Raw genomic sequence first — 24,426 nt, 5'->3', positions numbered from 1 at the left:
TTATTTTAATGTGTAGCGTTCTGAACGCTTCTCTAACATCTGTTGTACGATTGATAATAAGAAACAAATAACCCAATAAATAAGACCTGCTTCAAAATAAACAATTAAAAACTCGTAGTTCATCGCCGCAATCTCCTGCGCTTTTCGGAACATTTCTGTTACTAAAATTAATGATGCTAATGAAGTATCCTTCACTAAGCTAATAAATGTATTCGAAAGCGGTGGAATTGATACGCGCGTTGCTTGTGGTAAAATAACACGTTTTAATGCTTGTGGATATGTCATCCCAATTGTGTAAGCTGCTTCCCACTGCCCTTTCGGAATGGAAAGGATAGAAGCACGAATAATTTCAGATGCATATGCACCGACATTTAATGAAAATCCAACAACTGCTGCTGTATATGGCTCAACTTCAATATTAAGAGTTGGAAGACCATAGAAAATAATAAATAACTGTACAAGAAGTGGCGTTCCGCGAATGATAGATACATAGATACGAGCAATCCATTGTAAAATACGACTACCAGAAATACGTGCGAGCGCTGTTAACGTTGCCAGTATAATCCCGATAATAAATGTAATAAGCGTTAATGGAATTGTCGTAAAAACAGCTTCCTTCAGCATAGGCATGAAGGAAGACTGCATAATATCTATCCAAGTAGACAATCGATCTGAAACCAATGCACTACTTAGATACATTTTCACCGAACCATTTTTTCGTTATTTTGTCATACGTACCGTCTTTTTTCATATCTTCTAACGCTTTATCTACTTCTTGTACAAGCTTAGTGCTACCTTTACGGAATAAGAATCCACTTTCTGAAGCTTCTTTTTCAGTATCTACAATTTTAATTTTCGCATCTTTTTTCGTTTCTAAGTAGTTTAGTACTGATAACTTATCATTGATTGTGAAGTCAACGCGTCCTGAAGCTAATAATTCTGCTGCTTGGCTAAATCCTTCTACACCAATAATTTCCGCACCATTTTTCTTAGCGATATCTGCATAGTTACTCGTTAAAGATTGTGCTCCTTTTAGTCCTTTTACATCAGCAAATGTAGCAGGCTTATCTTTATCTTTTGCAATAACTAATGCCGCTGAAGATGAAACGTATGGCTTAGAGAAATCGTATTTCTTTTGACGATCTTCACGAATACCAACTTCGTTTGCAACCATATCGAAACGTTTTGCATCAAGACCAGCAAGTAAGCTATCCCATTGTGTTTCTTTAAATACAGGTTTTACACCTAAACGTTTTGCAACTTCTTCTGCTAATTCAACATCAAATCCAGTTAATTTATTGCTTGAATCGTGGAACGTAAATGGTGGGTATGTACCTTCTGTACCAATTACAAGTTCACCGCTTTGTTTAATCTTTTGTAACGCGTCTTGACTAGCTGTATCTTTTTTCTCTTCTTTACCGCAGCCGGCTACAATCCCGATCGCTAATGTAGTTACTGCAAGCACTGAAAATAATTTCTTCATGATTGTAATCCTCCAAGTATTCTGATAGGAATTTAAAAACTATATTGATTGTATGCAATCTTGAACAATTTTTCAATGAAAATGTTCTTATTTAGTTTATCCTTTTTCTTCATAATCAAACAAAAGGGAAAAATAACGCCACATACAAAAAATAAGTAACATTTTTTAATATAGCATTTATAAAGAAAAAGGTAAAACAATACTTCTTATTTAACTGTCGTAATTCGCTAAAGAGTCGACATGTTCATCAATAAAAAAGAACTTGTGAAAATCACAAGTTCTCCTCCATACCTATTAAGCACTCTGATTGCCTTCCATTTGCGTTTTATACATATCATAATAACGCCCACGCTTTTTCATGAGTTCATCATGAGACCCTTTTTCCAAAATCGTCCCTCTATCGAGCACAATAATTTGATCTGCGCTTTTAATTGTTGAAAGGCGGTGAGCGATAATAAATGTCGTTCTTCCTTTTTTCACAACTTCTAGTGCTTGTTGAATCATCGCCTCTGTTTCTGTATCAATACTAGACGTTGCTTCATCTAGTATTAAGATAGCTGGATCAAAAGCAAGCGCCCTAGCAAACGAAATAAGCTGACGTTCTCCAGTGGAAAGCGTACTTCCCTTTTCTGTAATTTCTTCATTTATATTGTTTGCAAATCTTTCAGCACCAACATCACGTAGCGCCTTTACAATGCGCTCTTTTGAAATTTTTTCGTTTTCTAAGCTTACGTTGGAAGCGACCGTCCCGCTAAAAAGAAACGGGTCTTGCAGTACGATTCCCATATGCTCACGAGTTGCTTGTTTCGGCATTTCTCTTACATCATGACCATCAATCGTAAGCTTTCCTTTTTCAAACTCATAAAATTGAAAGAGTACATTCATGATAGAACTTTTTCCTGATCCAGTATGACCGACAAGTGCCACTGTCTCGCCTTGTTTCGCTTCAAAAGAAATATTTTTTAACACTTCATCTTTTCCATTATAAGAAAATGATACATTATCAAATTTTACATTTCCTTTTAAACGAGGCATACGTTCTTCTTCTACCGCTTCTCCTTTTTCCTCTAACAATTCAAAGACACGTTCTGATGCAACGCGCGCTTGCTCTAAGTTTGCAAGCTGGTTCACCATATTCGTAATTGGCGAGAATAATCGTGTTAAATAATCGACGAACGCATACAGTACCCCAAGTGAAATAATACCTGTAGCACTTAATGACGCACCGCCGAAATACCAAATCACTCCTGTGAAAGCGATATTTCTTAATACAGCTACTAAGTTATGCGAAGTTGCTGCATTTAAATTTAAAATTTTATTTTGATACTTAAAATAATCGCCGTTTAATTCTTCAAATTCTTTTTTCGTTTCACGCTCTTGACGGAACGCTTGAATAATTGGCATCCCTTGAATGGATTCATTCACTGTTCCGTTAATATCGGATAAACGTGAACGCATTTTATGATTATATACAGACGCATATTTTCTATAAAGAATCGCCCAAACAATTAAAATTGGGATAATTAATAAACATAATGAAGCGAGCTTCACATCTAATAAAAATAGCGCAGCGAATATCCCAATAATATAAATGATACTAGAAACGAATGTTGCAAGTACAGTTACATATAAATCACGAATGGCCTCTGTATCATTCGTCACACGCGAAACAATTTTCCCTGCCGGTAAATGATCGAAATAACGAATCGGCAACGTTTGAATATGAGAAAACACATCTTCCCTCATAATTTGAATAATTTTGTTCGCTGCCTTCTGCAAGAAGAACTGCTTTCCGTATGCAAATAATGATACGACTACTAATAAAGCGAAATAGCCACCACCAAGTAATAATAGACGGTTTATTTCTGGTTTATAAAATGCAAACACTTCTTCTTTCGTTAATGCCTTCGCTTTATACACTTGCACCGCCTTACCATTTTGAACGGTAATCATATCACCTTTTACAGTACGTGACCCTTCAATACTCACTTTATTCGGTACAAAATAATATTGAAAACCGACTTGCATCACACGTACTTCTTTACCTTTTGTCTCGCCTTGTTCAAAGCGATCACTTCGCTTATAAAAAGCGCCATTATATGAAACAGCTTCTTCACTCTTTTCTGTTTCATACCAAGGTTTCTCTATCCCGACGATATGATCATCAATCATCGTTTTAGCGACGAAAGGACCAGCAAGCTCTGCAATGACGAAAATAAATAACATTAGCATCGCTGCAAAAATCGTCCCCTTCACTTTCATCGCATATTGAAACAATCGTTTTGAAACGCTCATATTTTCACCCCACTATCCGCACTTTCACTTTCACCTTGTTGTCTTTCAAACTGCTCAGCATACCAGCCTCCGCTCTGGATAAGCTGAGCATGTGTACCTTCTTCCATTACTTGCCCCTCATCCATAACGAGAATCCAATCCGCATGTTGCACTGCAGATAAACGGTGCGTCGTAATAATCGTCGTCTTTCCGCTTCTTTCTGTTCTTATATTTTCAATGATCGCTGCTTCCGTACGAGCATCTACAGCTGATAAAGAATCGTCCAAAATTAAAATTTCTGGATTTTGAATAACAGCTCGCGCAATCGAGATCCTTTGTTTTTGCCCTCCTGATAAAGAAACACCTTTCTCTCCAACGAGCGTTTCTAATCCTTCTGGTAAAAACTCTAAGTCTTTTTTAAACGCAGCAATTTCAATTGCTTTCTCAAGTTCTTCTTCCGTCGCTTCCCTATTTCCGAATAAAATATTTTCTCTCGCTGTTTTTGAGAACAAAATATGTTCCTGAGGTACATACCCAATCCATCCGAGTACATTTTCATTCGTTATTTTATCTAATGTCACATCAGAGACCGCAATATCTCCATCTCCAAGCGGATATTGACGAAGAAGCTGACGTACAAGCGTCGTTTTCCCGCTTCCTGTTTTTCCGACAACCCCTAGCGTTTCTCCTTGCTTTAATGTGAAAGAAACCTTTTTTAAATTTTCTTCAGTTGATGAAGGGTATGAGAAAGACACATCATCAAACTGAATATAATCCGGATCTTGCACAAGCTTTGGATGTTTTGGATTCTTTACATCTGGCTCATACGCTAACGTTTCATTCACACGGTCAAGCGAAGCATTTCCTCTTTGCATAACATTGATTAATTCACCAATTGCAAACATCGGCCAAATCATCATCCCTAAATACACGTTAAAAGAAACGAGTTCACCAAGCGTCACCTTTGACTGGAACACAAGGTATGCACCGTACACTAAGCCGATTAAATAACTAAGACCGACAAGCATTTTCACAGTTGGTTGGAATAATGCATCAATTCTTGCTACCTTCATATTTTTTTCGTAGACGTCATCTCCTAAATGATGAAATCTTTCCTCGTCTGCATTCTCTTGTACGTATGCACGAATAACACGCACACCAGCAATCGATTCAAGTACTTTATCATTCATATCTCCGAACGCATCTTGCGCGACTGTAAATCTCTCATGCAATTTCTTTCCATATATGTTCATCGCATACGCCATAATCGGAAGCGGTATAAGCGCCGCAACTGTAAGCTCCCAACTAATTGTAAATCCCATCATAAAGACAATCGTAAGCATATATAAACTCGAATCCACGAGCGTTAATATACCGAAACCAGCTGTCATAGCAATTGCTTTTAAATCATTTGTCGCTCTCGCCATTAAATCACCCGTACGATTTTTATGATAAAACGTCGGTGTCATTTTAAGTAAATGCCCCATAAATTTAGAGCGCATCGTTTTCTCCAGTACGAATGCTCCCCCAAACAGCTGGTGTTGCCAAACGAAAGTAAGACCATATCCAATTACCGTAACCCCTATTAAAATGAGAATAAATTGCATAATCTCCGCATTCGTTAACGTTCCTGTTTTTATATTATCTATCGTAACCCCTAACACTTTCGGGGGAATGACTTCAACTATATTTACAATTAAAAGAGCTCCAATAGCGATACTATATCTCTTCCAATGCTCTTTAAAAAACCATTTTAGCTTTAGTAATACTGATAACAATGTAACCTCTCCCTTCTCGTTCTCGTTTAACTCTCACTTCTTTATCCACTATCCAGACCCATCACATTTACATTTCGTAACCCATACAATCTCATCACATTTTTCCACCTTCCAAAATTTTCATCGTAACCATACAAGGAAAAATAAACAAAAAAAAGCATACCGCCGCTTGACGATATGCACAAAAATGCATAAAAAGCGTACGTTACGATATACGCAACGTACGCTTCTTATAAGACAGAGAATGCCTTATATATCCGCACGGGTTGCGTAATGATATGAATGTTTTCTGCCATTTAACAGAGCTAAGCCCATTACATTTACGATTACAATCATTACGCACACCCCTTTCATTTATTTTCCATTTATAATCTTACAACTTTATTGAGTATTCTGTCAATTTTTTTTTTACAAACTGAATAAAAATATACGCTACATCATTTTGAAATAAGAGAATATTCCGTAAGAAAGGGCATACAAAATAAAAAAAGAATAAGAAATCGTTTTCACAAACATTTCATTTGAAAAATGTTATCAAACCCCCTACAATCACCTTATACTCACTCTTACAAGTTGCTATTTTAGGAGGACTAATCATGACAACTAGCAATACGTACAAATTTTATTTAAACGGAGAATGGAGAGAAAGCTCTTCAGGAGAAACAATCGAAATTCCATCTCCATACTTACACGAAGTAATTGGACAAGTACAAGCAATTACTCGCGGAGAAGTAGATGAAGCAATTGCATCTGCAAAAGAAGCTCAAAAATCATGGGCTGAAGCTTCCCTACAAGATCGCGCAAAATACTTATATAAATGGGCTGATGAGCTCGTAAATATGCAGGATGAAATTGCCGATATCATTATGAAAGAAGTCGGTAAAGGCTATAAAGATGCGAAGAAAGAAGTTGTTCGTACAGCTGACTTCATTCGTTACACGATCGAAGAAGCTTTACATATGCACGGAGAAAGCATGATGGGCGATAGCTTCCCTGGCGGAACGAAATCGAAACTTGCGATCATCCAACGCGCACCACTTGGTGTTGTATTAGCAATCGCACCATTTAACTACCCAGTAAACTTATCTGCTGCAAAACTTGCACCAGCATTAATTATGGGTAATGCTGTTATTTTCAAACCAGCAACTCAAGGTGCAATTAGTGGTATTAAAATGGTTGAAGCACTTCATAAAGCTGGCCTTCCAAAAGGTCTTGTAAACGTAGCTACAGGACGCGGTTCTGTCATTGGTGACTACTTAGTAGAACACGAAGGCATCAATATGGTATCGTTCACAGGCGGTACGAACACAGGTAAACATTTAGCGAAAAAAGCTTCAATGATTCCACTTGTATTAGAACTTGGTGGTAAAGATCCTGGTATCGTTCGTGAAGATGCTGACTTACAAGATGCTGCAAACCATATCGTAAGCGGTGCATTCTCTTACTCTGGTCAACGTTGTACAGCTATTAAACGTGTACTTGTACACGAAAACGTAGCCGACGAGCTTGTTAGCTTATTAAAAGCGCAAGTAGCTGAACTATCAGTTGGATCTCCAGAACAAGACAGCACAATCGTTCCATTAATCGACGACAAGTCTGCTGACTTCGTTCAAGGCTTAGTTGACGATGCTGTTGAAAAAGGTGCTACAATCGTTATCGGTAACAAACGTGAGCGTAACTTAATTTACCCAACATTAATCGACCACGTAACAGAAGAAATGAAAGTTGCTTGGGAAGAGCCATTCGGCCCAATCCTTCCAATCATCCGTGTTTCTTCAGATGAGCAAGCAATTGAGATTGCTAACAAATCAGAGTTCGGTCTGCAAGCAAGTGTCTTCACAAAAGACATTAACAAAGCATTTGCAATTGCTAACAAAATCGAAACTGGTTCTGTTCAAATTAACGGACGCACAGAGCGCGGCCCTGACCACTTCCCATTCATTGGTGTAAAAGGTTCAGGTATGGGCGCACAAGGTATTCGTAAGAGCCTTGAGTCTATGACACGTGAAAAAGTAACAGTATTAAACTTAGTTTAATTTTATATGTAGAAGCTGATCTAGTTTAGATCGGCTTCTTTTTATATCAAATAATTATTCATTCCTAATCACAAACTCTTCTCTATAATCTGATTATTACTATATCCATTGACGTATAAAAATTCATTTGTTACTCTTAAAGACGTTAATTTAATATTTAAATCCTCATTCGTATCTCGGTGAGGTAGAGGTTGCAATCATTAAGAGTATCATTTCAGGAGATGTAGTGGCATTGATGAAGGAATGAGAAAGGAATGGTTGCCGAAGTAAGTCGTGTCCACCATGCACGCTTGCTGGGTCTGCATTTAATAAGTGCAGAACTGTCACAAACGTTTCGTTTGTGGAGAGCTATCGAGAGGTATGTCGTGGGTTTCTTATAAGATAGAAAGCATGTAGCGGCAGATTACGTGCTTTTTTTGTTTTGTTTGGGACTTCTCTTCCTGACTCAGGAAGACATACATATCTCCTCGCTTGACTTGGTTATACTAACTTTGGAGGTATTTTTCTATGCAACAAAAAAAATGGGGCTTTTGGGTACTAACAGCTTTCGTTGTCGGTAACATGGTTGGCGCTGGTATTTTCATGGTGCCAAGTACGTTGGCAAAAACAGCAAGCCCACTCGGTGTCACTTTAGCTTGGTTAACTACAGGGTTTGGTGTTTTAATGCTAGCTCTTGTTTTCGGTAATTTAGCAATTCGTCGTCCTGATTTAACGACAGGGCCACAAAGTCATGCATATGCTTTATTCTCAACACCAAAAAAGAAAAAAATGGCTGGTTTCAGTATGGTATGGGGATATTGGGTTGCAAACTGGGCAAGTAACGTTGCCATCATTACATCATTTGCGGGATATTTATCACTCTTCTTCCCAATTATGAAAGATACGCGACTACTATTTTCAATCGGCTCGTTTAACGTAGAAGTCGGAAAACTAATTACATTTACGATTTGTTCCATCTTACTTTGGGGAACTCATATTATATTAACGAACGGTGTAAGCGGAGCTGGAAAACTAAACTTCTTAGCAACAACAACGAAAGTAACTGGATTCCTTTTATTCATCGTCGTTACGTTATTTGCATTCGAAGCTTCTAAGTTTGGACAATGGTACACACCGATGATTGATAAATCAGGTGCATCACACGGTCTTCTTTCACAAGTAAATTTAGCTGCTCTTACAACGCTTTGGGCGTTTATCGGAATTGAATCAGCCGTTCTTTTATCAAACCGTGCTGTTTCTCCAAAAACGGTAAAACGTGCAACAGTTGCGGGATTACTTATTACAGTTGCGATTTACTTAGGAATTACAATTTTAACAATGGGTGTACTTCACGTTGATAAATTACAAACTTCTGAACGTCCATTAGCAGATGCACTAAACGCTGCAATGGGTCATGGCGGCGGGAAACTTATGGCATTACTTGCTCTTACTTCCCTGTTCGGTTCTATCTTAGGCTGGATTTTATTAAGCTCAGAAGTACCTTATCAAGCAGCAAAAGAAGGTTTCTTCCCTTCCTTCTTCACGAAAACAAATAAAAAAGGAAGTCCAATTTACTCATTACGATTAACAAACATTATGTCGCAAGTATTCCTATTCTCAACATTATCAGGAACTATTGCGGAAGCTTATACATTCGTTATTACCGTATCAACACTGGCCTACCTCATTCCATATCTCGTTTCACCAATCTTCCAGTTAAAACTAGTCGCAACTGGTGAAACATATAAAAATGAAATGCGGGCAAGAATTACAGATGGTATAGTCGCAGTGATCGCACTTTGCTACGCACTATGGGTTATTAAAACCGGCGCATCCGATATAAAAACGTTCCTTCTCGGAATTGGTTTATTCGTAATTGGATTTGCTTTCTATCCATTAATGAATCGTGATCAGAAAAAAAATAACGAAAAGAAAAACGGGCAAGTTGCATAACGCAATTTGCTCGTTTTTTCTTTTGTAAAACATATATAATAGAACAAAGAGGTGAAAACATGTCAATCGAATCGCTATGGAGCAGTCGCTTCCAACAACATATTCAAAATATCATTACATACTTTGCACGTATGATTAACGGTTTACTATATAGCTTTATCTTTATTTCATGCGTTGGTGCATATTATTATGCTCAGTTTCTAAAAGCATCTCCTTCTAAAGGAATATCTTTAATAATTATAACGATTGTACTTACGTTCATTATAACGAGATGCCCTATCCGTACATTTATTCAAAAACCTGATGCTGTCTATTTGCTTGCATTAGAAGAGAAACTAACATCCTATTTCAAAAAATCTCTTCTATATAATTACATCATTCAGCTTTTCCCATTATTATTTACGTTCCTTATTCTCGTACCACTTGCTATGCAATCATTACAATTAACTGTACCTTTTTTATGTACAATCTTTATCGTGTTAATGATTACGAAAGCCTGGAACATGTACATACATTGGATGTGGCGTGATAGTCACGAAAAAAATATATGGCTGATCATTCGTATTACTTGTAACGCCCTAATCATTTACATGCTGTTTTATTCCGCAAATGTTCTCATATTGGGCGGACTACTCTTACTACTTGCTTTCCTACTTCTATATACGAAAAAACAGCCTACAAAACGAATACCGTGGGATTACATAATCGAGCAAGAAGAAAAAATGAACGTTCGTTTTTATCAATTTGCTAGCATTTTCACAGATGTTCCGCAACTGAATAAACAAGTAAATAAAAGAAAATGGCTTACAAATTGGATTGAACCTTTATTACATAAAAAACGAGCAACTTTCTTCTACTTACATACACTAGCATTTTTACGTGGAAATGATTATTTCGGTATATATATTCGCTTAGGATTGATCGGTGCTTTCGCCTTATATTTCATACCAAATATATACGTAAAAGGTGCTATCACTTACATCGTTCTATATATGATCTCTATGCAGCTTCGTTCACTATGGAAATATTTTTCGGGAAATATTATTGCAGCATTATATCCAATCCATACTGAAGAAAGAATGAAACAATTTCTTAGCTTAATCTTTATATTGCTAAGTATTCAACTCATTGTATTTTCGAGTGTTATACTCATTGCTACAGGTCAATTTTTACATAGCCTTATCATTATGATTGTCGGGTTACTCTGGATCAAATTTATTATTGTACCAAAAACGAAGCAACGCGTTTCTTCGTTTTAACGAAAAGAAATCTCTTAAACGCCAAGGAGAAAATAAATTATCCTTGGCTTTTTTATTTTGCTTCCTCAAACAAGAATCACTGAAACAACCGATATTTTATGATTTTTACATACAAAAACGATAATACATGTTTACGACCTAATAAAAAGGGTATCTATTAATTAACAGAGTAAAGGAGGGGCCTATATTGTGAATAAAAAAACGGAACAATTGAAGCATCACGTTACTGACAATCAATGCAAACATGCTTTAACAACAAATCAAGGGGTAAAAATAGCTGAAGATGAATTTTCTTTAAAGATGGGCTTAAGAGGCCCAACCTTAATGGAGGATTTCCACTTTCGCGAGAAAATGACTCATTTTGATCACGAACGAATTCCCGAAAGGATTGTTCATGCACGCGGGGTTGGCGCTCATGGTTATTTTCAGCTTTATGAATCTTTAGAAACATATACGAAAGCAGATTTTCTTACTAATCCTTCAAAGAAAACACCTGTATTTGTACGGTTCTCAACCGTTCAAGGTTCTAAAGGATCCAACGACACAGTAAGAGATGTACGCGGATTCGCCACAAAATTTTATACAGATGAAGGAAACTATGATTTAGTGGGTAATAATATGCCAGTATTCTTTATCCAAGATGCTATTAAATTTCCTGATTTTGTCCATGCAGTTAAACCAGAACCACATAATGATATTCCTCAAGGAGCTAGCGCTCATGATACCTTTTGGGACTTTGTTGCGCATAATCCTGAGTCCACTCATATGGTCATGTGGCAAATGAGCGACCGAGCTATTCCGCGTAGTTTACGAATGATGGAAGGTTTTGGAGTTCACACATTTCGACTCATTAACGCAGAAGGAAAAGCCCATTTCGTAAAGTTTCACTGGAAACCTACCCTCGGGGTTCATTCATTAGTATGGGATGAAGCTCAAAAGATTGCTGGGAAAAATCCTGATTTTCATCGTCAAGATTTATACGAAGCAATTGAAAAAGGGGATTATCCTGAATGGGAACTTGGATTACAGTTAATTCCAGAAGAAGATGAACATAAATTTGATTTTGATATTTTAGATCCAACGAAATTATGGCCAGAAGAAAAAGTTCCCGTAAAATTAGTTGGTAAAATGACATTGAACAAAAATGTTGATAACTTCTTTGCTGAAACAGAGCAGGTAGCTTTTCACCCTGGTCATGTCGTACCAGGTATTGATTTTTCAAATGACCCTCTTCTGCAAGGAAGATTATTCTCCTATACAGATACACAATTATCTCGTTTAGGGGGCCCTAATTTCCATCAAATCCCTATCAATCAGCCCGTATGTCCTTTTCATAATAATCAACGTGATGGTATGCATCAAATGCAGATTCATCGCGGTCAAACAAGCTATCATCCTAATGGATTAAATAACAATCAACCTGCAACCGTCCAAGCCGAACAAGGAGGATATGAACATTATCAAGAAAAGATTGATGGGCATAAAATTAGAGGTCGCAGTAAAAGCTTTCTTAACTTTTATTCTCAGGCTAAACTTTTCTACAATAGTATGAGCCCTATTGAAAAGCAGCACATAAAAGAAGCTTTTTGCTTTGAAGTTGGGAAGTGTAAATCAGACATGGTGAAGGCAAATGTAATTGCTCTCTTAAACCACGTCGATCGTCAATTAGCACAAGAAGTCGCTAACATTATTGGAGCTCCTTTACCTAAGGAAAATCACGAAGTAAATTCAGATGCAAAATCACCTGCACTAAGTATGTCCAATACTATTTTTAAATCTGATTCCAAAAATGTTGCAATTCTATTAAATGGTGACCCAAGCGTCTCACTTCTGTCCGAATGGATTCAAGCTTTTGTACAACACCGAATTAACTATAGCATCATAGATAATAAAATTTATCAGTTCAATGATTCCATTAAAGTAACTGATACTTATACAACAACAGACTCCTCCCTTTTTGATGCAGTATTAGTGTTTAGTAGTGAGTCTGTCATTCACCCCCCTGTTTTAGAATTTGCAGAAACTACTTTTAAACATTTTAAACCGATAGCTCATGTTCTTAGTAATCCTCATGCTTTGGACCATAGTAAGATTAAACTGGATGGAGCAGGAGTTTACAACTTAACAAACACTTCAATTGAATCATTTATAGAAGGTATTGCCCAAGGAAGATTCTGGAACCGATAATATAATATAAGGAGCGGATTAGAATGAGTAAAAAAATTGCTATTTTAATAACGGATTACTTCGAGGATACAGAATACACAGAGCCAGTAGAAGCTTTTAAACAAAAGGGATATGAATTAACAACTATTGAAATGGAAAATGGGAAAACGGTACACGGTAAGCAAGGGAAAAGTGAAGTCGTGATTGATAAAAGTATTGACGATGTTTCTCCAGAGAACTTTGATGCCCTCTTCATACCGGGTGGATTTTCTCCAGATATACTTCGTGCAGATGAACGTTTTGTTCGCTTTAGTAAAGCATTTATGGATGCGGAAAAACCTGTTTTCGCTATTTGTCACGGACCTCAGCTACTCATCACTGCACAAACACTTGAAGGACGTGATGTAACTGGATATAAATCTATTGAAGTCGATTTAAAAAATGCCGGCGGGAACTTTCATGACAAAGAGGTTGTCGTATGTCAAAATCAGCTAGTAACAAGTAGACAGCCAGAGGACATCCCAGCGTTTATTGAAGAATCGTTGCGTATATTAGGATAGTTACTTTGACAAAGTTATGGATACAGCCATCCACATATTAACATGCAAAAAAAGCCCCTTACAAAAAGGGGCTTTCCAATAACTTTTTATTCTTATTACTTCGCAAAACTTTCAGCCAACTGTTTCTCTCTCCACATAAATGTAATGCCGAGACCAACTATTAAAACAACGCCTGAAAATGCATATGGATAATGAATATTCATATCAAATAATATTCCGCCCATCGCTGGTCCTGCGATATTTCCTAAACTCGTATAAGTCGAGTTCATACCAGCAACGAATCCTTGCTCTTTTCCAGCTGCTTTTGATAAAAACGTCGTTAAAGCTGGACGAAGTAAATCAAATGCTAAGAAAATGAAGCAAGTAACGAGAAGTACAATCCAATAATTAAAGACTACAGTCGAGACGAATGCTAATACTGCCCCTACAATTAAACATATTTGGATTAATACTTTCTCACCGAACATGTCTACCAATTTGCCAAACATAAATACCTGTACAACTACCCCAAAGATTGAACTAATTGTAATAATCGCTGCAATATCTTTCGGCGAGAAACCAAATTTATGATCAGAGAACAAGCTAAACACTGTTTCATACGCTGATAATCCGAATGCGAGTACAAATACAATAATAAATGCAATTGCATACATTGGATGTAATGATTTCTTTAAATCACCAATAAAACTTGATTCTTTCGTATTAGAAGAAATCTCTGCAAGTTCTTCTTTCGTTAACGGTTCTTTTAAAATAAAAATCGAAATCACACATGCTATAAAAGCAATTACTGCTGCAACGAAAAACGGCACACGTATACCGTATTCTGCAATAAATCCGCCGATTCCAGGCCCTATAATGAATCCAGTACTAATAGCCGCAGATAAGTATCCCATCGCCTTTGGACGTTCCTGAATAGATGTAATATCCGCAACATATGCCGTAACACCAGGCATAATAAACGCAGCACTAATTCCGCCTAATACCCTTGCTACATAAAGCATCCATACATCTTTTCCTAATCCAAAAAGAAGTTCTGAAACACCAAAAATAAATAATCCAATGATGATCATTTTCTTCCTACCGTAAAGGTCAACCCATCGGCCTGTAATAGGTGAAGTAATGAGCTGGGCCATTGCAAACACTGCAACGAGATATCCCATCGTCTTCCCTGTTAAACCCATATCATTCATAAAGGACGGCATAACCGGAATGATTAATCCAATCCCTAAAAAAGCGATAAATATATTACTCAAAAGAATGACCAATACCATCTTTTGTTCTTTTATCGGTTTCTTCACTTTTTAACACCTCTTCCCGTAAGCTCCTCTCAAAAAATAATGCCCAAGAAGCTTTTTCTTTATCCTGCTATTTGTGGGCTAATCATGAGTAGAGATGCCTCCACTCATTAGAATTTCACTCTATCCTTCCACACATACATAAATATTAGGTGAATGACTATCATTCATTTCCCCTCAAAAATAAACCTACCTTTTCAGACAGGTTCATCTCACTATTTCTTTATATGTAGTGCATGTGTTAAAAAATCTAGTACTTCTGCCTTTTGTAGCTCGACCTGCTCATCATCTTTATGATCATATAAATAAACTTGTTCCGCTGCTGATTCAACAAGAGCAATAAATAACTTCGCTGTTCGCTCTGCGTGAACTGAATCACGAATTTCACCGGCTTCTTTCGCCCCACTTAAAAATTCACTTAGCCACATATAAAGAGGCTCATACACAGCTTCCCATTCTTTTATATGTTCCGTAGATGCAAGACCTGCATACATTAAAGCTTGTATTTCACGATATTCCTCTATAAAGTGAAACACCGCATCGATTACTTGTGCCACTTTATTTGAAAAAGGTACATCTTTTTGTACTTTTTCTTTCACTGCAAGTATCATCTTTTCAACCATCACTTCTGCTATTGCAGGCATAACAGATAGCTTAGAAGGAAAATATAAATAGAAAGTTCCTTGCGCAATGCCAGCTAATTTCACGATATCAGAAATCTTCGTTTTTTCGACGCCCTTTTCCTGAAACACTTCAATAGCTGCATAGACAATTTTCTCTTTTTTATTCATCATCTAAACCCTTTCACACGCGTATTGAATGACTGTCACTCATTTTATAAAATAACTAGCTGTACTGTCAATTATCGTGCACTTTTTATAATAAAAATCTCCTAACGACTTGTTAGGAGATACAGTATATCTTTAAGAAAGTGCCTTTAATCCTGTCACTCCACATACAATAAGAAACACACTAATGATACGCGCTTTACTTTTCGACTCACCAAACAAGAACATGTTTAACAAAACTGCACCTGCTGTTCCGATACCAATCCAAACCGCATATGCGACACTTACTTGTAAAAATAAGAAGGAAGTATACAAAAATGCGAAGGATGTAGCAAACCCACCTATATAAATCGCACCATTGGCTAATGTCTTATCTTTACTATACATTTTAAGTCCTATCACACCGACTATTTCACTAATTGCAGCACAAAATACGAAAAACCAACCCATTTTTAAGCAACTCCTTCCACAGTTTCTTCTTTATTGTCAGCTAACTTTAAACCGATAACGCCGGCTACTACCATAAGAATGAAGAATAGTTTGCCTGCGCTGAAACTTCCACCGAAAAGAAATACATCCATTAAGAAAGTACCTACCGTACCAGCTCCAGCGAAAATAGCATATACAGTTCCTGTTGCAAGATGTTCACACGCTTTAGAAAGGAAGTGAAAATCAACAGCGATAACTCCTAAAATAATAATCCAATGCCACCAAGTATTAGCCGTATTAAAACCAAACACCCAAAAAATTTCAAAGATACATGTTAATATGACATATAACCAAGCTCTATTTTTCATACCTCTCACCTCTTATGACTGACTATCAGTCATTTTTGTTTTAAAAAAATATACTCTTTCATCAATACTATATAAAAACAACTATCATCCTCATTTACCATTGTATTTGTTCCATTTCTAAGCTAAATGCATCCTGTCACATAAAAATGACTGAATGTCATTCATATGTATTGTACATGAACATTTTAAAAATTGTCAATGCCGAAAGTTTATTTAAAATTTCTTTCATCAGATTTGTATATTTCCTAATAATCTGTCAATAATGCTAGTAACATAATATTTTCTCCACTCCCCCTTGGAGAGATCCCTTGAATGGAGCAGTTAGCTTTTGCTAGCTGCTCTTTTTTATTTATCCGTACACTATGATGAAATACTCATAGATCAAATCCATTTTTCATCACATAACAACCATCTATTTATTTTCCAATGAGCCTTTGTATGCACTAATTTTATTCTCGAGCATCTTCTCTGTAACTTCTAAGTTTTCTCTTTGAATCTGAATAGATTTCCTATGATCTTCTAGAAGCTGTAAACGAGCTTCTGTTGTATGCTCCCCTTCTGTATATAGTCTAGCGTATTCTCTTATTTTCGCTATTGGCATTTGCGTTTGTTTTAATTTCATTACAAACTGCAACCACTTTATATGTGACTCTTCGTAAAGTCGATTTCCATTTGTATCACGATTTGCAATTAATATACTTTCCTTTTCATAATAGCGTAGTGTATGTGTGCTCACTCCTAATAATTTTGCTACCTCGCTAATTGTGTACATACTCAAACTCCCTCCATATGCTTACCCTCATATATCTTATGACCGAATCAAATTTATAAAAAACATTTGACTTAGAGTATACTCTAACAAATACAATCTAACCATAAATGAATTTGAATTTAGGGGGATTTTATATGAAATACACGGTTATTACTGGCGCAAGTTCCGGAATTGGTTATGAAGCAGCTTTAGCATTTGCATCTCGCGGAAAAAATTTAGTACTTGTAGCTCGAAGACAAGAAGAATTAAACGGATTAAAATTGAAAATTAACGAAATGCATCCTGAGTTGGATGTTGTCATTCGAAAAACTGATTTATCTGTGACTGAAGATGTTTATAAACTTTATGAAAGCCTACAAGCTTTTCAAATTGAAACGTGGATTAACAACGCAGGTTTTGGTAATTTCGCCTCAATTGCTGAACAAAATTTAAATAAAATAGAGACGATGTTGCATGTCAATATAGAAGCACTAACAATACTCTCTTCTCTTTTCGTTCGAGATTATTCAATGGTTGATGGAACACAGCTTATTAACGTTTCATCTGGCGGCGGATACACGATTGTTGCTGATGCTGTTACGTATTGCGCTACGAAATTTTATGTAAGTGCCTTTACAGAAGGGCTGTCTCACGAACTGAAAGAACAAGGCGCAAAACTGCAAGCAAAAGTTTTAGCTCCTGCTGCAACTGAAACAGAATTTGCGAAACGTTCATTTGATATTGATGAATTCCAATACGATAATGTTGTACCAAAATTCCACACTGCAAAACAAATGGCACAATTTATGCTCGATCTTTATGATAATGATAAAGTTGTAGGGCTTGTCGATGGTTCTACTTATAACTATGAGCTTAAAAATCCCATTTTTAATTTTGCAGTACGAAAAACGAATTCAAGTTCTTAATTTCCCTAAAATATAGATGCCCACTATTACATAAATAATAGTGGGACTTTTCTCTCTCTGAAACTTTCACCCAACATACCGAACCATCGCCACTTCATCACAATAATCAACCTTTGGACAATGTCTACAATCAATCCATACTTTCTCTGGTAACGCCTCTCTATTCACAAAATCAAACCCGCACTTTTGAAAAAATTCCGTTTCATATGTTAAAGAAATGACTCTATTCACTTTTATTTTCGCTGCTTCATTTATTACATGGTTCACTAACATACGCCCTATCCCTTTTCCTGCATATGTATGCGAAACTACTAACGATCGTATTTCTGCAAGATCTTCCCCCAATACATGCAATCCAGCAACTCCAACAATTTTCTCGTCCTCTTTCATAACATATAAACATTGCAAATATTGATAAAGAGACAAAAGAGATCGCGGTAAAACAACTCCCTCTTTTGCATAAACCTCAATAAGACTATAAATTTCTTTCACATCACTCGTCACCGCATTACAGATTTTCATATTACATCCCCTTGCCCTCGATATTAATATTTATAACTTCAAATGAATTTTAATTCATAATTTTATATAATAATACATCTCTCTTTTCTCCTCGTCAATCAATTTATACAAACAAAAAACCAAGCAATCTAATCGATGCTCGGTTCCTCATTTCGTATCGGCAATACTGTCGAATATTTAATTTCACGAAGTGCTAAACTTGTCTGTATCCTTGTAATACCAAGCTTATTCAGCTTTCTAATAAACTGCTCTAGTTCTTTACGATCACGATTTGCAACCTTTAATAAATAATCGTACTCTCCTGTTAAACAGTGACATTCTAACACTTCCGGCATCGATTCTAATTCTTTCTCCAACACTTCCAACTTGTCAAATTGATGAATATTCGTACTCATAAAAATAAAACATAATAAATCAAACCCAAGCTTTTCTTGATTTAAAATCGCGACTTGCTTATCGATGAAACCTTCCCCATCCAATCTTTTTATTCTTGCATGCATCGCAGCCGGTGATAAATTAACGCGACGTGCCAGCTCTGCATTACTTACTTGTGACTCCTTCTGCAATATATCTAAAATTTGTACATCCAAATCATCCAACACTTTAATAACAGACGACTCCATTACAATTCCCCCTTTTTTCTTACCGATGATTATTCGAAAAAACACCTTATACCTTACACAAAACTGAATATCATTCCGTAAATACCATTCATAAATAAAGATTTTATCGAGTTTTCACCATTATACAAAAGAATATATTACACAATAAAGAAAAATGCTAAAATTATTTACAATAAGTATTGATTACAAAAAAGGGGATTTTATCATGCCTTATTTTTACGTCTTTTTACTATTACTAACGAGCTTATTATGGGGAGGAAATTTCGTCGTTGGAAAATCACTCGTCGATCATGCATCGCCGATGACACTGACAAATTTAAGATGGATGATTGCGATTGTTTGTTTATTACCAATGGTATGGTTTAAAGAAAAGAAAATCCTTCCACCACGTACCGCAATACTTCCGTTAATATTGATGGGAATTTCAGGGGTCGCTCTTTTTAACATCTTTCAATTTTTAGCATTAGAAAAAACATCCGCTACGAATGTAGGTCTTATCTCTACTTTGAATGCAATTTCAATTGCATTATTTTCAGTATTATTTCTAAAAGAAAAAGTAAATACACTCCAAATCCTATCCATGATTCTTTCATTCTTCGGGGTTATCCTCGTCCTATTAAAAGGTGATTTCTCGCTTTTATTTTCACTACATTTTAATAGTGGCGATTTATGGATGATTGCAGCAGTTTGTATTTGGGGAATCTATTCTGTTTGTAGTAAATGGGCAACAAAAACAACTACACCACTTATGGCAACGTTGTACTCTGGTATTTTCGGCGTTATTTTATTACTACCGTTTAACATAGGTAGCTTCACTGTTTCAAATATAAATACTTCTTTCATCACATCACTTTTATATACTGGGCTTATTTCGACAGTTCTTTGTATGGTATTTTGGAATATTGGCGTACAAAAATTAGGCACAACTACATCAGGTATTTTTCTAAACTTCAATCCAATTTTCACAGCCATTTTAGCATTCATATTCCTCGGAGAAGAATTAACGTGGATACAAATTTTAGGAACAATTGTCGTTGTAACAGGATGTTATTTATTTTCTCATTTCAAAACTGTCGCTGTTCAGCCTGTTAGACCTTTAATGCGAAAACATCCTTAATGAAAAAACATCGTCATCTGGGTTGGCGATGTTTTTATTTACTCTTCATTTCTTTTATATACTGCTTTTCCTCTTCTGGCGATAAACGTTCCGTCGCCTTGCCAGTATCTCCACCTTCGAGGTTCCATAAAAAGTTATGCTCCTCAACAGTTTGAGAAAAATCTCCTTTTTCCCATCTGTTTATAATAGAAAATAACTTCATTTTATATTGAAAACCTGTACTAGTTTCAATATCTCTTTTTACATTAGAAATTTCCTTTTTTGTCATTTCTACAAATCCCATTTTTCAGAGGATTTTACCTTTTGGTGCACCATTTTATGCATGGTAGAAATAATTTCACCTTCACTAATTTGCGGGACTTCTTCTGCAGCTTTTTTCTCTTTTTCGTTTGCCGCTCGCTCGGTTTGAATATTTTTATTTTCTTTTTCCATATATGCAAGCAATTTCTTTCCGCCAACTATAGAAGAGATGATTACAATAATGGTAATACATATACCTACAATCCATTTAAAAAGCATTAGCTCTTCATCGCTTCCCTAACAATATGACTATCTACATATTGCTTAAACTTCACGATTTTTCCATCTTCAAGCTGCCATACATGAACAAATTCTGCTTCAAATGATTTTCCTGTTTCTTTATAAACTCCAGAATACATACCTTCTGCAATAATTACATCTTTTCCGTTTACCTCATGATATGTATTTACACTTGCTTTATAATCATCCCAGTCTGATCCTAAACGGCTAAATACATTTTCCATTATAGCTTCTACGCCTTTATATGTTCCGCCGTATGGGAAACCTTCTGCCTCTGTCCATTCCACTTTTTCAGAGAAGGCTTCTGCTAAATGCTTTGCATTCGAAGAAGCTGATCCTTCATACGTGCTTTGAATAATTTCTAAATTTGATTTAGGCATATTACTTCCTCCCGTTTATTTATTTTTACACAAGATGTAACCCTAACAGTTACATCTTGTGTAAAAAAATATTTAAATTATTTTATTCTTAATTCATCAGTTGTAATCATTATAGTTACAATATTTCTTCAAGTCAACAATTTATAAATAAAATTTACTTCGTTTTCATTACTTTCTCTTTTAAGAAACGATCTACATATCCTTCTGCTTTTACTACGAATAAATACGCACCCATTGATAATAATGCAAGATCTAATTCATAACCTGGATTCTTTCCATCTCCTAATAAACCAGCTGCTCCATTTACCTTTACGATAGCTCCAGCTAAAATAAGAGCGAATAACAATCCTACATATCGTACACCTAAACCGATAATTAATAATATACCACCAACTAATTCAACTGTTGCTACGCCGTATGCAAGGCCACCTGGTAAACCGATGCTTGTAAACCATCCTGCTACGTTATCGATACCTGATTGAAACTTTGCTAAACCATGTGCAAAGAACGTAACTCCTAACACGATACGAATAATTAAATTCCCAATATGTTGATTCATTTTGAACTCTCCTTTTTGTTTTGTTATGGTGAACTTTTATTTACAAGTCAAAACAATACGGTATTTTATTTCATTCGTCAAATACTTTTTTAAAGAAAACAAAAAACATTATCCCTTTTACGGATAATGTTTTCCTACAAAATAGCGCTAATTCAAGCTTTTATTCTATCGCATAGAAAAAGTTGAAACATTTTTCCAGCGCCAATATAAGGCAGTAAAGACACGTCCTCTTCCACAACCATTCCCACAACATTCACTTTCTCATCTACAGGTAAATCATGTATGGCAACTTGCATCTCCCCTGCATATCTACCGTACAATTCATTATCAATTGTAATACTGCCTTTCTTTCTTACAATTGTATGCATCGGCTGTAACACCACTCTATTTCCTTCCCTTGATTCTACAGATCGAATAACATCACTAGCCGGATCTAGTCTATTTGTATGTACTTGCTCCACCACTTTTAATACTTCTTTATCAGTTATAAATGATTTGTAACGCAATGGAATAATCCCTCTACTCGCACTAGCTACTTCTTGCATACTTTCCAAACTTGCGCTTATATCCCCAATCAATACTTTATCAACACCACAATCTTGAACAAGTTCTAAGTATGCTTCAAGCAGGCGCATATTGCGGTGTTTTTCTAACGTCGGTAAACCTTCATATAACGGACCACGTTTTTCCGCATCTCCTGGAATAAATGCCATCGTTTTTATTCCGCACTCCTGTAAATATTGATTTTGCTTTTGTAAGAAGGACTTTGCTAGTCCTGTCTCTGGACGTGGGTAAAAATTATGCCACGCTTCTACATTCTCTACTCGTATATGTTCTGCAAGTAACTCTTTCCAAAATGACTTTGTAATCGTACTCGCATTTAAAGCTATTTTCATCTTGTGAGATACGCGGGCGATTTCTTTTGGCGTGATGCCATAGTCCATTCTTAAACCGGTAATGCCCCAGTTCAATAACTCTTCCACATTTTCATATGTTAGCCCTAAATGGTGTAACGATTTTGGAGAAACATCAACCATTAACTCCATTTCATTTTCAAGAGCCTGCTTCCCAAGTATTTGAATTAACTCTTTATACGTACCAGGATCATCCTCTGGTATATGAAGTGATGTAAAAATAGACAAAAATCCATTTCCCTTCGCCACTTTTAGCCACTCTTCTTGTTTCTCTACTCGTTCTTTTGAAAGATAAATGGAAACTCCGATCATATAAATCTCCCTTTCTATTAATAGAAAAAGAGAAAGGAATCCCTTTCTCTATATGTTTTCTGCCATTTCTTCTTTAAATCCGAAGAAGTACGTAAAGATAAATCCGAAAGTATATGCAATTACTAAACCTAAGAAATATAGTAAATATTTATTGTCAGCAATTAACGGAATTAAAGATAGCCCTGATACGCCAATTCCAAGAGAAGCTGTTTGCATAACTGCTTGGAATGCACCACCGACAGCCGCTCCTAAACAAGCAGTAATAAACGGTTTCCCAAGTGGTAATGTCACCCCGTATAATAACGGCTCACCAATTCCTAAAAAGCCAACTGGCAATCCACCTTTAATTACGTTACGAAGTCGTTTGTTTTTTGTTTTCACATAAATCGCAATTGCTGCGCCCACTTGGCCAGCACCAGCCATTGCGAGCACTGGTAATAAAGGTGTTACGTGTGTTTGATTAATAAATTCCATATGAATTGGTGTTAAACCGTGATGCAATCCGACCATAACGAGAGGTAAAAATGTTCCCGCAAGTACTGCGCCAGCAAATGCTCCGCCAATATTTAAAATAGCATTAATTCCGCTCGTAATACCATCTGATAAGAAACCTGCTAATGGCTGAATGGCTAACATCGTTACGATACTTACAACTAATACAGTAATGAGTGGTGTCACGATAATATCAACTGCATTCGGCACTGCTTTTCGAACTTGTCTTTCCACTACAACCATAAGCCATGCTGCAAAAATAACTGCGAACAATCCGCCACGTCCGGGCACTAATGCTTCACCAAACAATTTTACGTTTGCCATCGCCGGGTTGAAAATTAAAATACCAGCAATTGCCCCAAGAACCGGTGTCCCGCCGAACTCTTTCGCTGTATTCCAGCCGACTAAAATTCCTAAGAATGTAAAGATACCGCCGCCAATGAGTAGTAACATTTGTAACCACGTTGCATTTGGATCAGCACCAGCGTTTTTCGCAAAATTAGCAACCCCGTTTATAATTCCTGACGCAACAAGTCCTGGAATTAACGGAATGAAAATACTTCCTATTTTTCGTAAAAAGTTTTTCACTGGGGTATTATTTTTCTTCTTAATCTCTGACTTCATCTCTTGCCCAATATCTTCAAGGTGATGATTTGCTACCTCACCAATTCGTAGTCCTGTCAAACCTTCCATTTCAGCTGCTACTTTATTTACTGTTCCTGGACCAACGACAACTTGAAGCGTCTCATCTTCTATAACACCCATAACGCCTTCAACTTTTTTCAAAAGGTCCATGTTTACTTTACTTTCATCATGAAGCGTTAAACGTAGTCTCGTCATACAATGAGCAATACTACGAATATTTTTTATTCCTCCAAGTTGCTCCAAAATTTCCTTGGCCATTCTCTCTTCTTTCTTCATA

22 protein-coding genes, 1 pseudogene and 1 riboswitch are annotated in these 24,426 nt (G+C 36.3%); of the genes and pseudogenes, 7 read left to right on the top strand and 16 right to left on the bottom strand.

Annotated features, from left to right (window positions below):
* The 4 genes from ACYFX0_RS27380 to ACYFX0_RS27365 all read right to left on the bottom strand — a co-directional run bounded on the left by ACYFX0_RS27380 (position 1) and on the right by ACYFX0_RS27365 (position 5,535).
* Positions 1 to 699, bottom strand: coding sequence for an amino acid ABC transporter permease (locus ACYFX0_RS27380; RefSeq protein WP_000281496.1), 699 nt, complete (start codon positions 697 to 699; stop codon positions 1 to 3).
* Complete coding sequence (locus tag ACYFX0_RS27375) at positions 686 to 1,483, bottom strand: amino acid ABC transporter substrate-binding protein (protein WP_000732844.1); 798 nt, start codon at positions 1,481 to 1,483, stop codon at positions 686 to 688. The genes ACYFX0_RS27380 and ACYFX0_RS27375 overlap by 14 nt, the downstream gene beginning before the upstream one ends.
* A gap of 294 nt (positions 1,484 to 1,777) precedes the next feature.
* Positions 1,778 to 3,778, bottom strand: coding sequence for an ABC transporter ATP-binding protein (locus ACYFX0_RS27370; RefSeq protein ID WP_016078062.1), 2,001 nt, complete (start codon positions 3,776 to 3,778; stop codon positions 1,778 to 1,780).
* Positions 3,775 to 5,535, bottom strand: a complete 1,761-nt coding sequence (locus tag ACYFX0_RS27365) for an ABC transporter ATP-binding protein (protein WP_000953778.1) — start codon at positions 5,533 to 5,535, stop codon at positions 3,775 to 3,777. The genes ACYFX0_RS27370 and ACYFX0_RS27365 overlap by 4 nt, the downstream gene beginning before the upstream one ends.
* 596 nt (positions 5,536 to 6,131) lie before the next feature.
* Here ACYFX0_RS27365 and gapN point away from each other — a divergent pair.
* The 5 genes from gapN to ACYFX0_RS27340 all read left to right on the top strand — a co-directional run bounded on the left by gapN (position 6,132) and on the right by ACYFX0_RS27340 (position 13,488).
* On the top strand, positions 6,132 to 7,571 hold the full coding sequence (gene gapN, locus ACYFX0_RS27360) for an NADP-dependent glyceraldehyde-3-phosphate dehydrogenase (protein ID WP_000213634.1): 1,440 nt from the start codon (positions 6,132 to 6,134) through the stop codon (positions 7,569 to 7,571).
* A gap of 177 nt (positions 7,572 to 7,748) precedes the next feature.
* Positions 7,749 to 7,930, top strand: a riboswitch (Lysine riboswitch).
* Between the two features lie 148 nt (positions 7,931 to 8,078).
* Positions 8,079 to 9,503, top strand: coding sequence for an amino acid permease (locus ACYFX0_RS27355; protein WP_106082151.1), 1,425 nt, complete (start codon positions 8,079 to 8,081; stop codon positions 9,501 to 9,503).
* Between the two features lie 59 nt (positions 9,504 to 9,562).
* Positions 9,563 to 10,762 carry an ABC transporter permease gene (locus ACYFX0_RS27350; RefSeq protein WP_000021362.1) on the top strand — a complete coding sequence of 400 codons (1,200 nt, stop codon included), beginning with the start codon at positions 9,563 to 9,565 and terminating at the stop codon, positions 10,760 to 10,762.
* A gap of 189 nt (positions 10,763 to 10,951) precedes the next feature.
* Entirely contained in the window at positions 10,952 to 12,949 is a 1,998-nt protein-coding gene (locus ACYFX0_RS27345) for a catalase (protein WP_001036539.1), read from the top strand.
* A 23-nt stretch (positions 12,950 to 12,972) separates the two neighbouring features.
* A complete protein-coding gene (locus ACYFX0_RS27340; RefSeq protein WP_074790667.1) occupies positions 12,973 to 13,488 on the top strand; it encodes a type 1 glutamine amidotransferase domain-containing protein in 516 nt (171 codons plus the stop codon).
* A 95-nt stretch (positions 13,489 to 13,583) separates the two neighbouring features.
* Here ACYFX0_RS27340 and ACYFX0_RS27335 read toward each other — a convergent pair whose 3' ends face one another.
* The 5 genes from ACYFX0_RS27335 to ACYFX0_RS27315 all read right to left on the bottom strand — a co-directional run bounded on the left by ACYFX0_RS27335 (position 13,584) and on the right by ACYFX0_RS27315 (position 17,140).
* Positions 13,584 to 14,786, bottom strand: coding sequence for an MFS transporter (locus ACYFX0_RS27335; RefSeq protein ID WP_000742945.1), 1,203 nt, complete (start codon positions 14,784 to 14,786; stop codon positions 13,584 to 13,586).
* 212 nt (positions 14,787 to 14,998) lie between these two features.
* Complete coding sequence (locus ACYFX0_RS27330) at positions 14,999 to 15,577, bottom strand: TetR family transcriptional regulator (RefSeq protein ID WP_002162922.1); 579 nt, start codon at positions 15,575 to 15,577, stop codon at positions 14,999 to 15,001.
* A 129-nt stretch (positions 15,578 to 15,706) separates the two neighbouring features.
* Positions 15,707 to 16,021, bottom strand: a complete 315-nt coding sequence (locus ACYFX0_RS27325; RefSeq protein WP_000539671.1) for a DMT family transporter — start codon at positions 16,019 to 16,021, stop codon at positions 15,707 to 15,709.
* Positions 16,022 to 16,023: 2 nt separating this feature from the next.
* Entirely contained in the window at positions 16,024 to 16,368 is a 345-nt protein-coding gene (locus tag ACYFX0_RS27320) for a DMT family transporter (protein WP_000796019.1), read from the bottom strand.
* Positions 16,369 to 16,780: 412 nt separating this feature from the next.
* Entirely contained in the window at positions 16,781 to 17,140 is a 360-nt protein-coding gene (locus ACYFX0_RS27315; RefSeq protein ID WP_000288075.1) for a MerR family transcriptional regulator, read from the bottom strand.
* A gap of 134 nt (positions 17,141 to 17,274) precedes the next feature.
* Here ACYFX0_RS27315 and ACYFX0_RS27310 point away from each other — a divergent pair, with 134 nt between their 5' ends.
* Positions 17,275 to 18,045, top strand: a complete 771-nt coding sequence (locus ACYFX0_RS27310; protein WP_000878080.1) for an SDR family NAD(P)-dependent oxidoreductase — start codon at positions 17,275 to 17,277, stop codon at positions 18,043 to 18,045.
* Between the two features lie 66 nt (positions 18,046 to 18,111).
* Here the strand turns inward: ACYFX0_RS27310 and ACYFX0_RS27305 are convergent, their stop codons facing one another.
* Entirely contained in the window at positions 18,112 to 18,567 is a 456-nt protein-coding gene (locus ACYFX0_RS27305) for an N-acetyltransferase (protein ID WP_000686659.1), read from the bottom strand.
* Between the two features lie 128 nt (positions 18,568 to 18,695).
* On the bottom strand, positions 18,696 to 19,190 hold the full coding sequence (locus tag ACYFX0_RS27300; protein ID WP_000446097.1) for an Lrp/AsnC family transcriptional regulator: 495 nt from the start codon (positions 19,188 to 19,190) through the stop codon (positions 18,696 to 18,698).
* A 205-nt stretch (positions 19,191 to 19,395) separates the two neighbouring features.
* Here ACYFX0_RS27300 and ACYFX0_RS27295 point away from each other — a divergent pair, with 205 nt between their 5' ends.
* On the top strand, positions 19,396 to 20,307 hold the full coding sequence (locus tag ACYFX0_RS27295; RefSeq protein ID WP_106082150.1) for a DMT family transporter: 912 nt from the start codon (positions 19,396 to 19,398) through the stop codon (positions 20,305 to 20,307).
* Positions 20,308 to 20,341: 34 nt separating this feature from the next.
* On the opposite strand, the pseudogene ACYFX0_RS27290 reads toward ACYFX0_RS27295, so the two are convergent.
* From ACYFX0_RS27290 to ACYFX0_RS27270, 5 genes and pseudogenes are all read right to left on the bottom strand, one after another.
* A pseudogene (locus ACYFX0_RS27290) lies at positions 20,342 to 20,826 on the bottom strand (DUF6241 domain-containing protein).
* Positions 20,826 to 21,227, bottom strand: a complete 402-nt coding sequence (locus ACYFX0_RS27285; protein ID WP_001126696.1) for a nuclear transport factor 2 family protein — start codon at positions 21,225 to 21,227, stop codon at positions 20,826 to 20,828. Before ACYFX0_RS27285 ends, ACYFX0_RS27290 begins: the two are co-directional and overlap by 1 nt.
* A gap of 154 nt (positions 21,228 to 21,381) precedes the next feature.
* Complete coding sequence (locus ACYFX0_RS27280) at positions 21,382 to 21,786, bottom strand: DoxX family protein (RefSeq protein ID WP_001071547.1); 405 nt, start codon at positions 21,784 to 21,786, stop codon at positions 21,382 to 21,384.
* Positions 21,787 to 21,938: 152 nt separating this feature from the next.
* A complete protein-coding gene (locus tag ACYFX0_RS27275) occupies positions 21,939 to 23,012 on the bottom strand; it encodes a DUF871 domain-containing protein (RefSeq protein ID WP_460272025.1) in 1,074 nt (357 codons plus the stop codon).
* Between the two features lie 48 nt (positions 23,013 to 23,060).
* Complete coding sequence (locus ACYFX0_RS27270) at positions 23,061 to 24,425, bottom strand: PTS transporter subunit EIIC (RefSeq protein ID WP_106082147.1); 1,365 nt, start codon at positions 24,423 to 24,425, stop codon at positions 23,061 to 23,063.
* Position 24,426: the final 1 nt, after the last annotated feature.

The sequence above is a fragment of the Bacillus sp. NEAU-Y102 genome (genome assembly GCF_054788175.1).
The sequence above is the reverse complement of the archived record's forward strand: the minus strand, read 5'-3'. Positions and strand labels throughout refer to the sequence as shown.

Bases quoted from the DNA above. Each gene is read 5' to 3' on its own strand.
- ACYFX0_RS27380 (WP_000281496.1), bottom strand. From the start codon at position 699: ATGTATCTAAGTAGTGCATTGGTTTCAGATCGATTGTCTACTTGGATA.
- ACYFX0_RS27375 (WP_000732844.1), bottom strand. From the start codon at position 1,483: ATGAAGAAATTATTTTCAGTGCTTGCAGTAACTACATTAGCGATCGGG.
- ACYFX0_RS27370 (WP_016078062.1), bottom strand. From the start codon at position 3,778: ATGAGCGTTTCAAAACGATTGTTTCAATATGCGATGAAAGTGAAGGGG.
- gapN (WP_000213634.1), top strand. From the start codon at position 6,132: ATGACAACTAGCAATACGTACAAATTTTATTTAAACGGAGAATGGAGA.
- ACYFX0_RS27355 (WP_106082151.1), top strand. From the start codon at position 8,079: ATGCAACAAAAAAAATGGGGCTTTTGGGTACTAACAGCTTTCGTTGTC.
- ACYFX0_RS27350 (WP_000021362.1), top strand. From the start codon at position 9,563: ATGTCAATCGAATCGCTATGGAGCAGTCGCTTCCAACAACATATTCAA.
- ACYFX0_RS27340 (WP_074790667.1), top strand. From the start codon at position 12,973: ATGAGTAAAAAAATTGCTATTTTAATAACGGATTACTTCGAGGATACA.
- ACYFX0_RS27330 (WP_002162922.1), bottom strand. From the start codon at position 15,577: ATGATGAATAAAAAAGAGAAAATTGTCTATGCAGCTATTGAAGTGTTT.
- ACYFX0_RS27325 (WP_000539671.1), bottom strand. From the start codon at position 16,021: ATGGGTTGGTTTTTCGTATTTTGTGCTGCAATTAGTGAAATAGTCGGT.
- ACYFX0_RS27320 (WP_000796019.1), bottom strand. From the start codon at position 16,368: ATGAAAAATAGAGCTTGGTTATATGTCATATTAACATGTATCTTTGAA.
- ACYFX0_RS27315 (WP_000288075.1), bottom strand. From the start codon at position 17,140: ATGTACACAATTAGCGAGGTAGCAAAATTATTAGGAGTGAGCACACAT.
- ACYFX0_RS27310 (WP_000878080.1), top strand. From the start codon at position 17,275: ATGAAATACACGGTTATTACTGGCGCAAGTTCCGGAATTGGTTATGAA.
- ACYFX0_RS27305 (WP_000686659.1), bottom strand. From the start codon at position 18,567: ATGAAAATCTGTAATGCGGTGACGAGTGATGTGAAAGAAATTTATAGT.
- ACYFX0_RS27300 (WP_000446097.1), bottom strand. From the start codon at position 19,190: ATGGAGTCGTCTGTTATTAAAGTGTTGGATGATTTGGATGTACAAATT.
- ACYFX0_RS27295 (WP_106082150.1), top strand. From the start codon at position 19,396: ATGCCTTATTTTTACGTCTTTTTACTATTACTAACGAGCTTATTATGG.
- ACYFX0_RS27285 (WP_001126696.1), bottom strand. From the start codon at position 21,227: ATGCCTAAATCAAATTTAGAAATTATTCAAAGCACGTATGAAGGATCA.
- ACYFX0_RS27280 (WP_001071547.1), bottom strand. From the start codon at position 21,786: ATGAATCAACATATTGGGAATTTAATTATTCGTATCGTGTTAGGAGTT.
- ACYFX0_RS27275 (WP_460272025.1), bottom strand. From the start codon at position 23,012: ATGATCGGAGTTTCCATTTATCTTTCAAAAGAACGAGTAGAGAAACAA.
- ACYFX0_RS27270 (WP_106082147.1), bottom strand. From the start codon at position 24,425: ATGAAGAAAGAAGAGAGAATGGCCAAGGAAATTTTGGAGCAACTTGGA.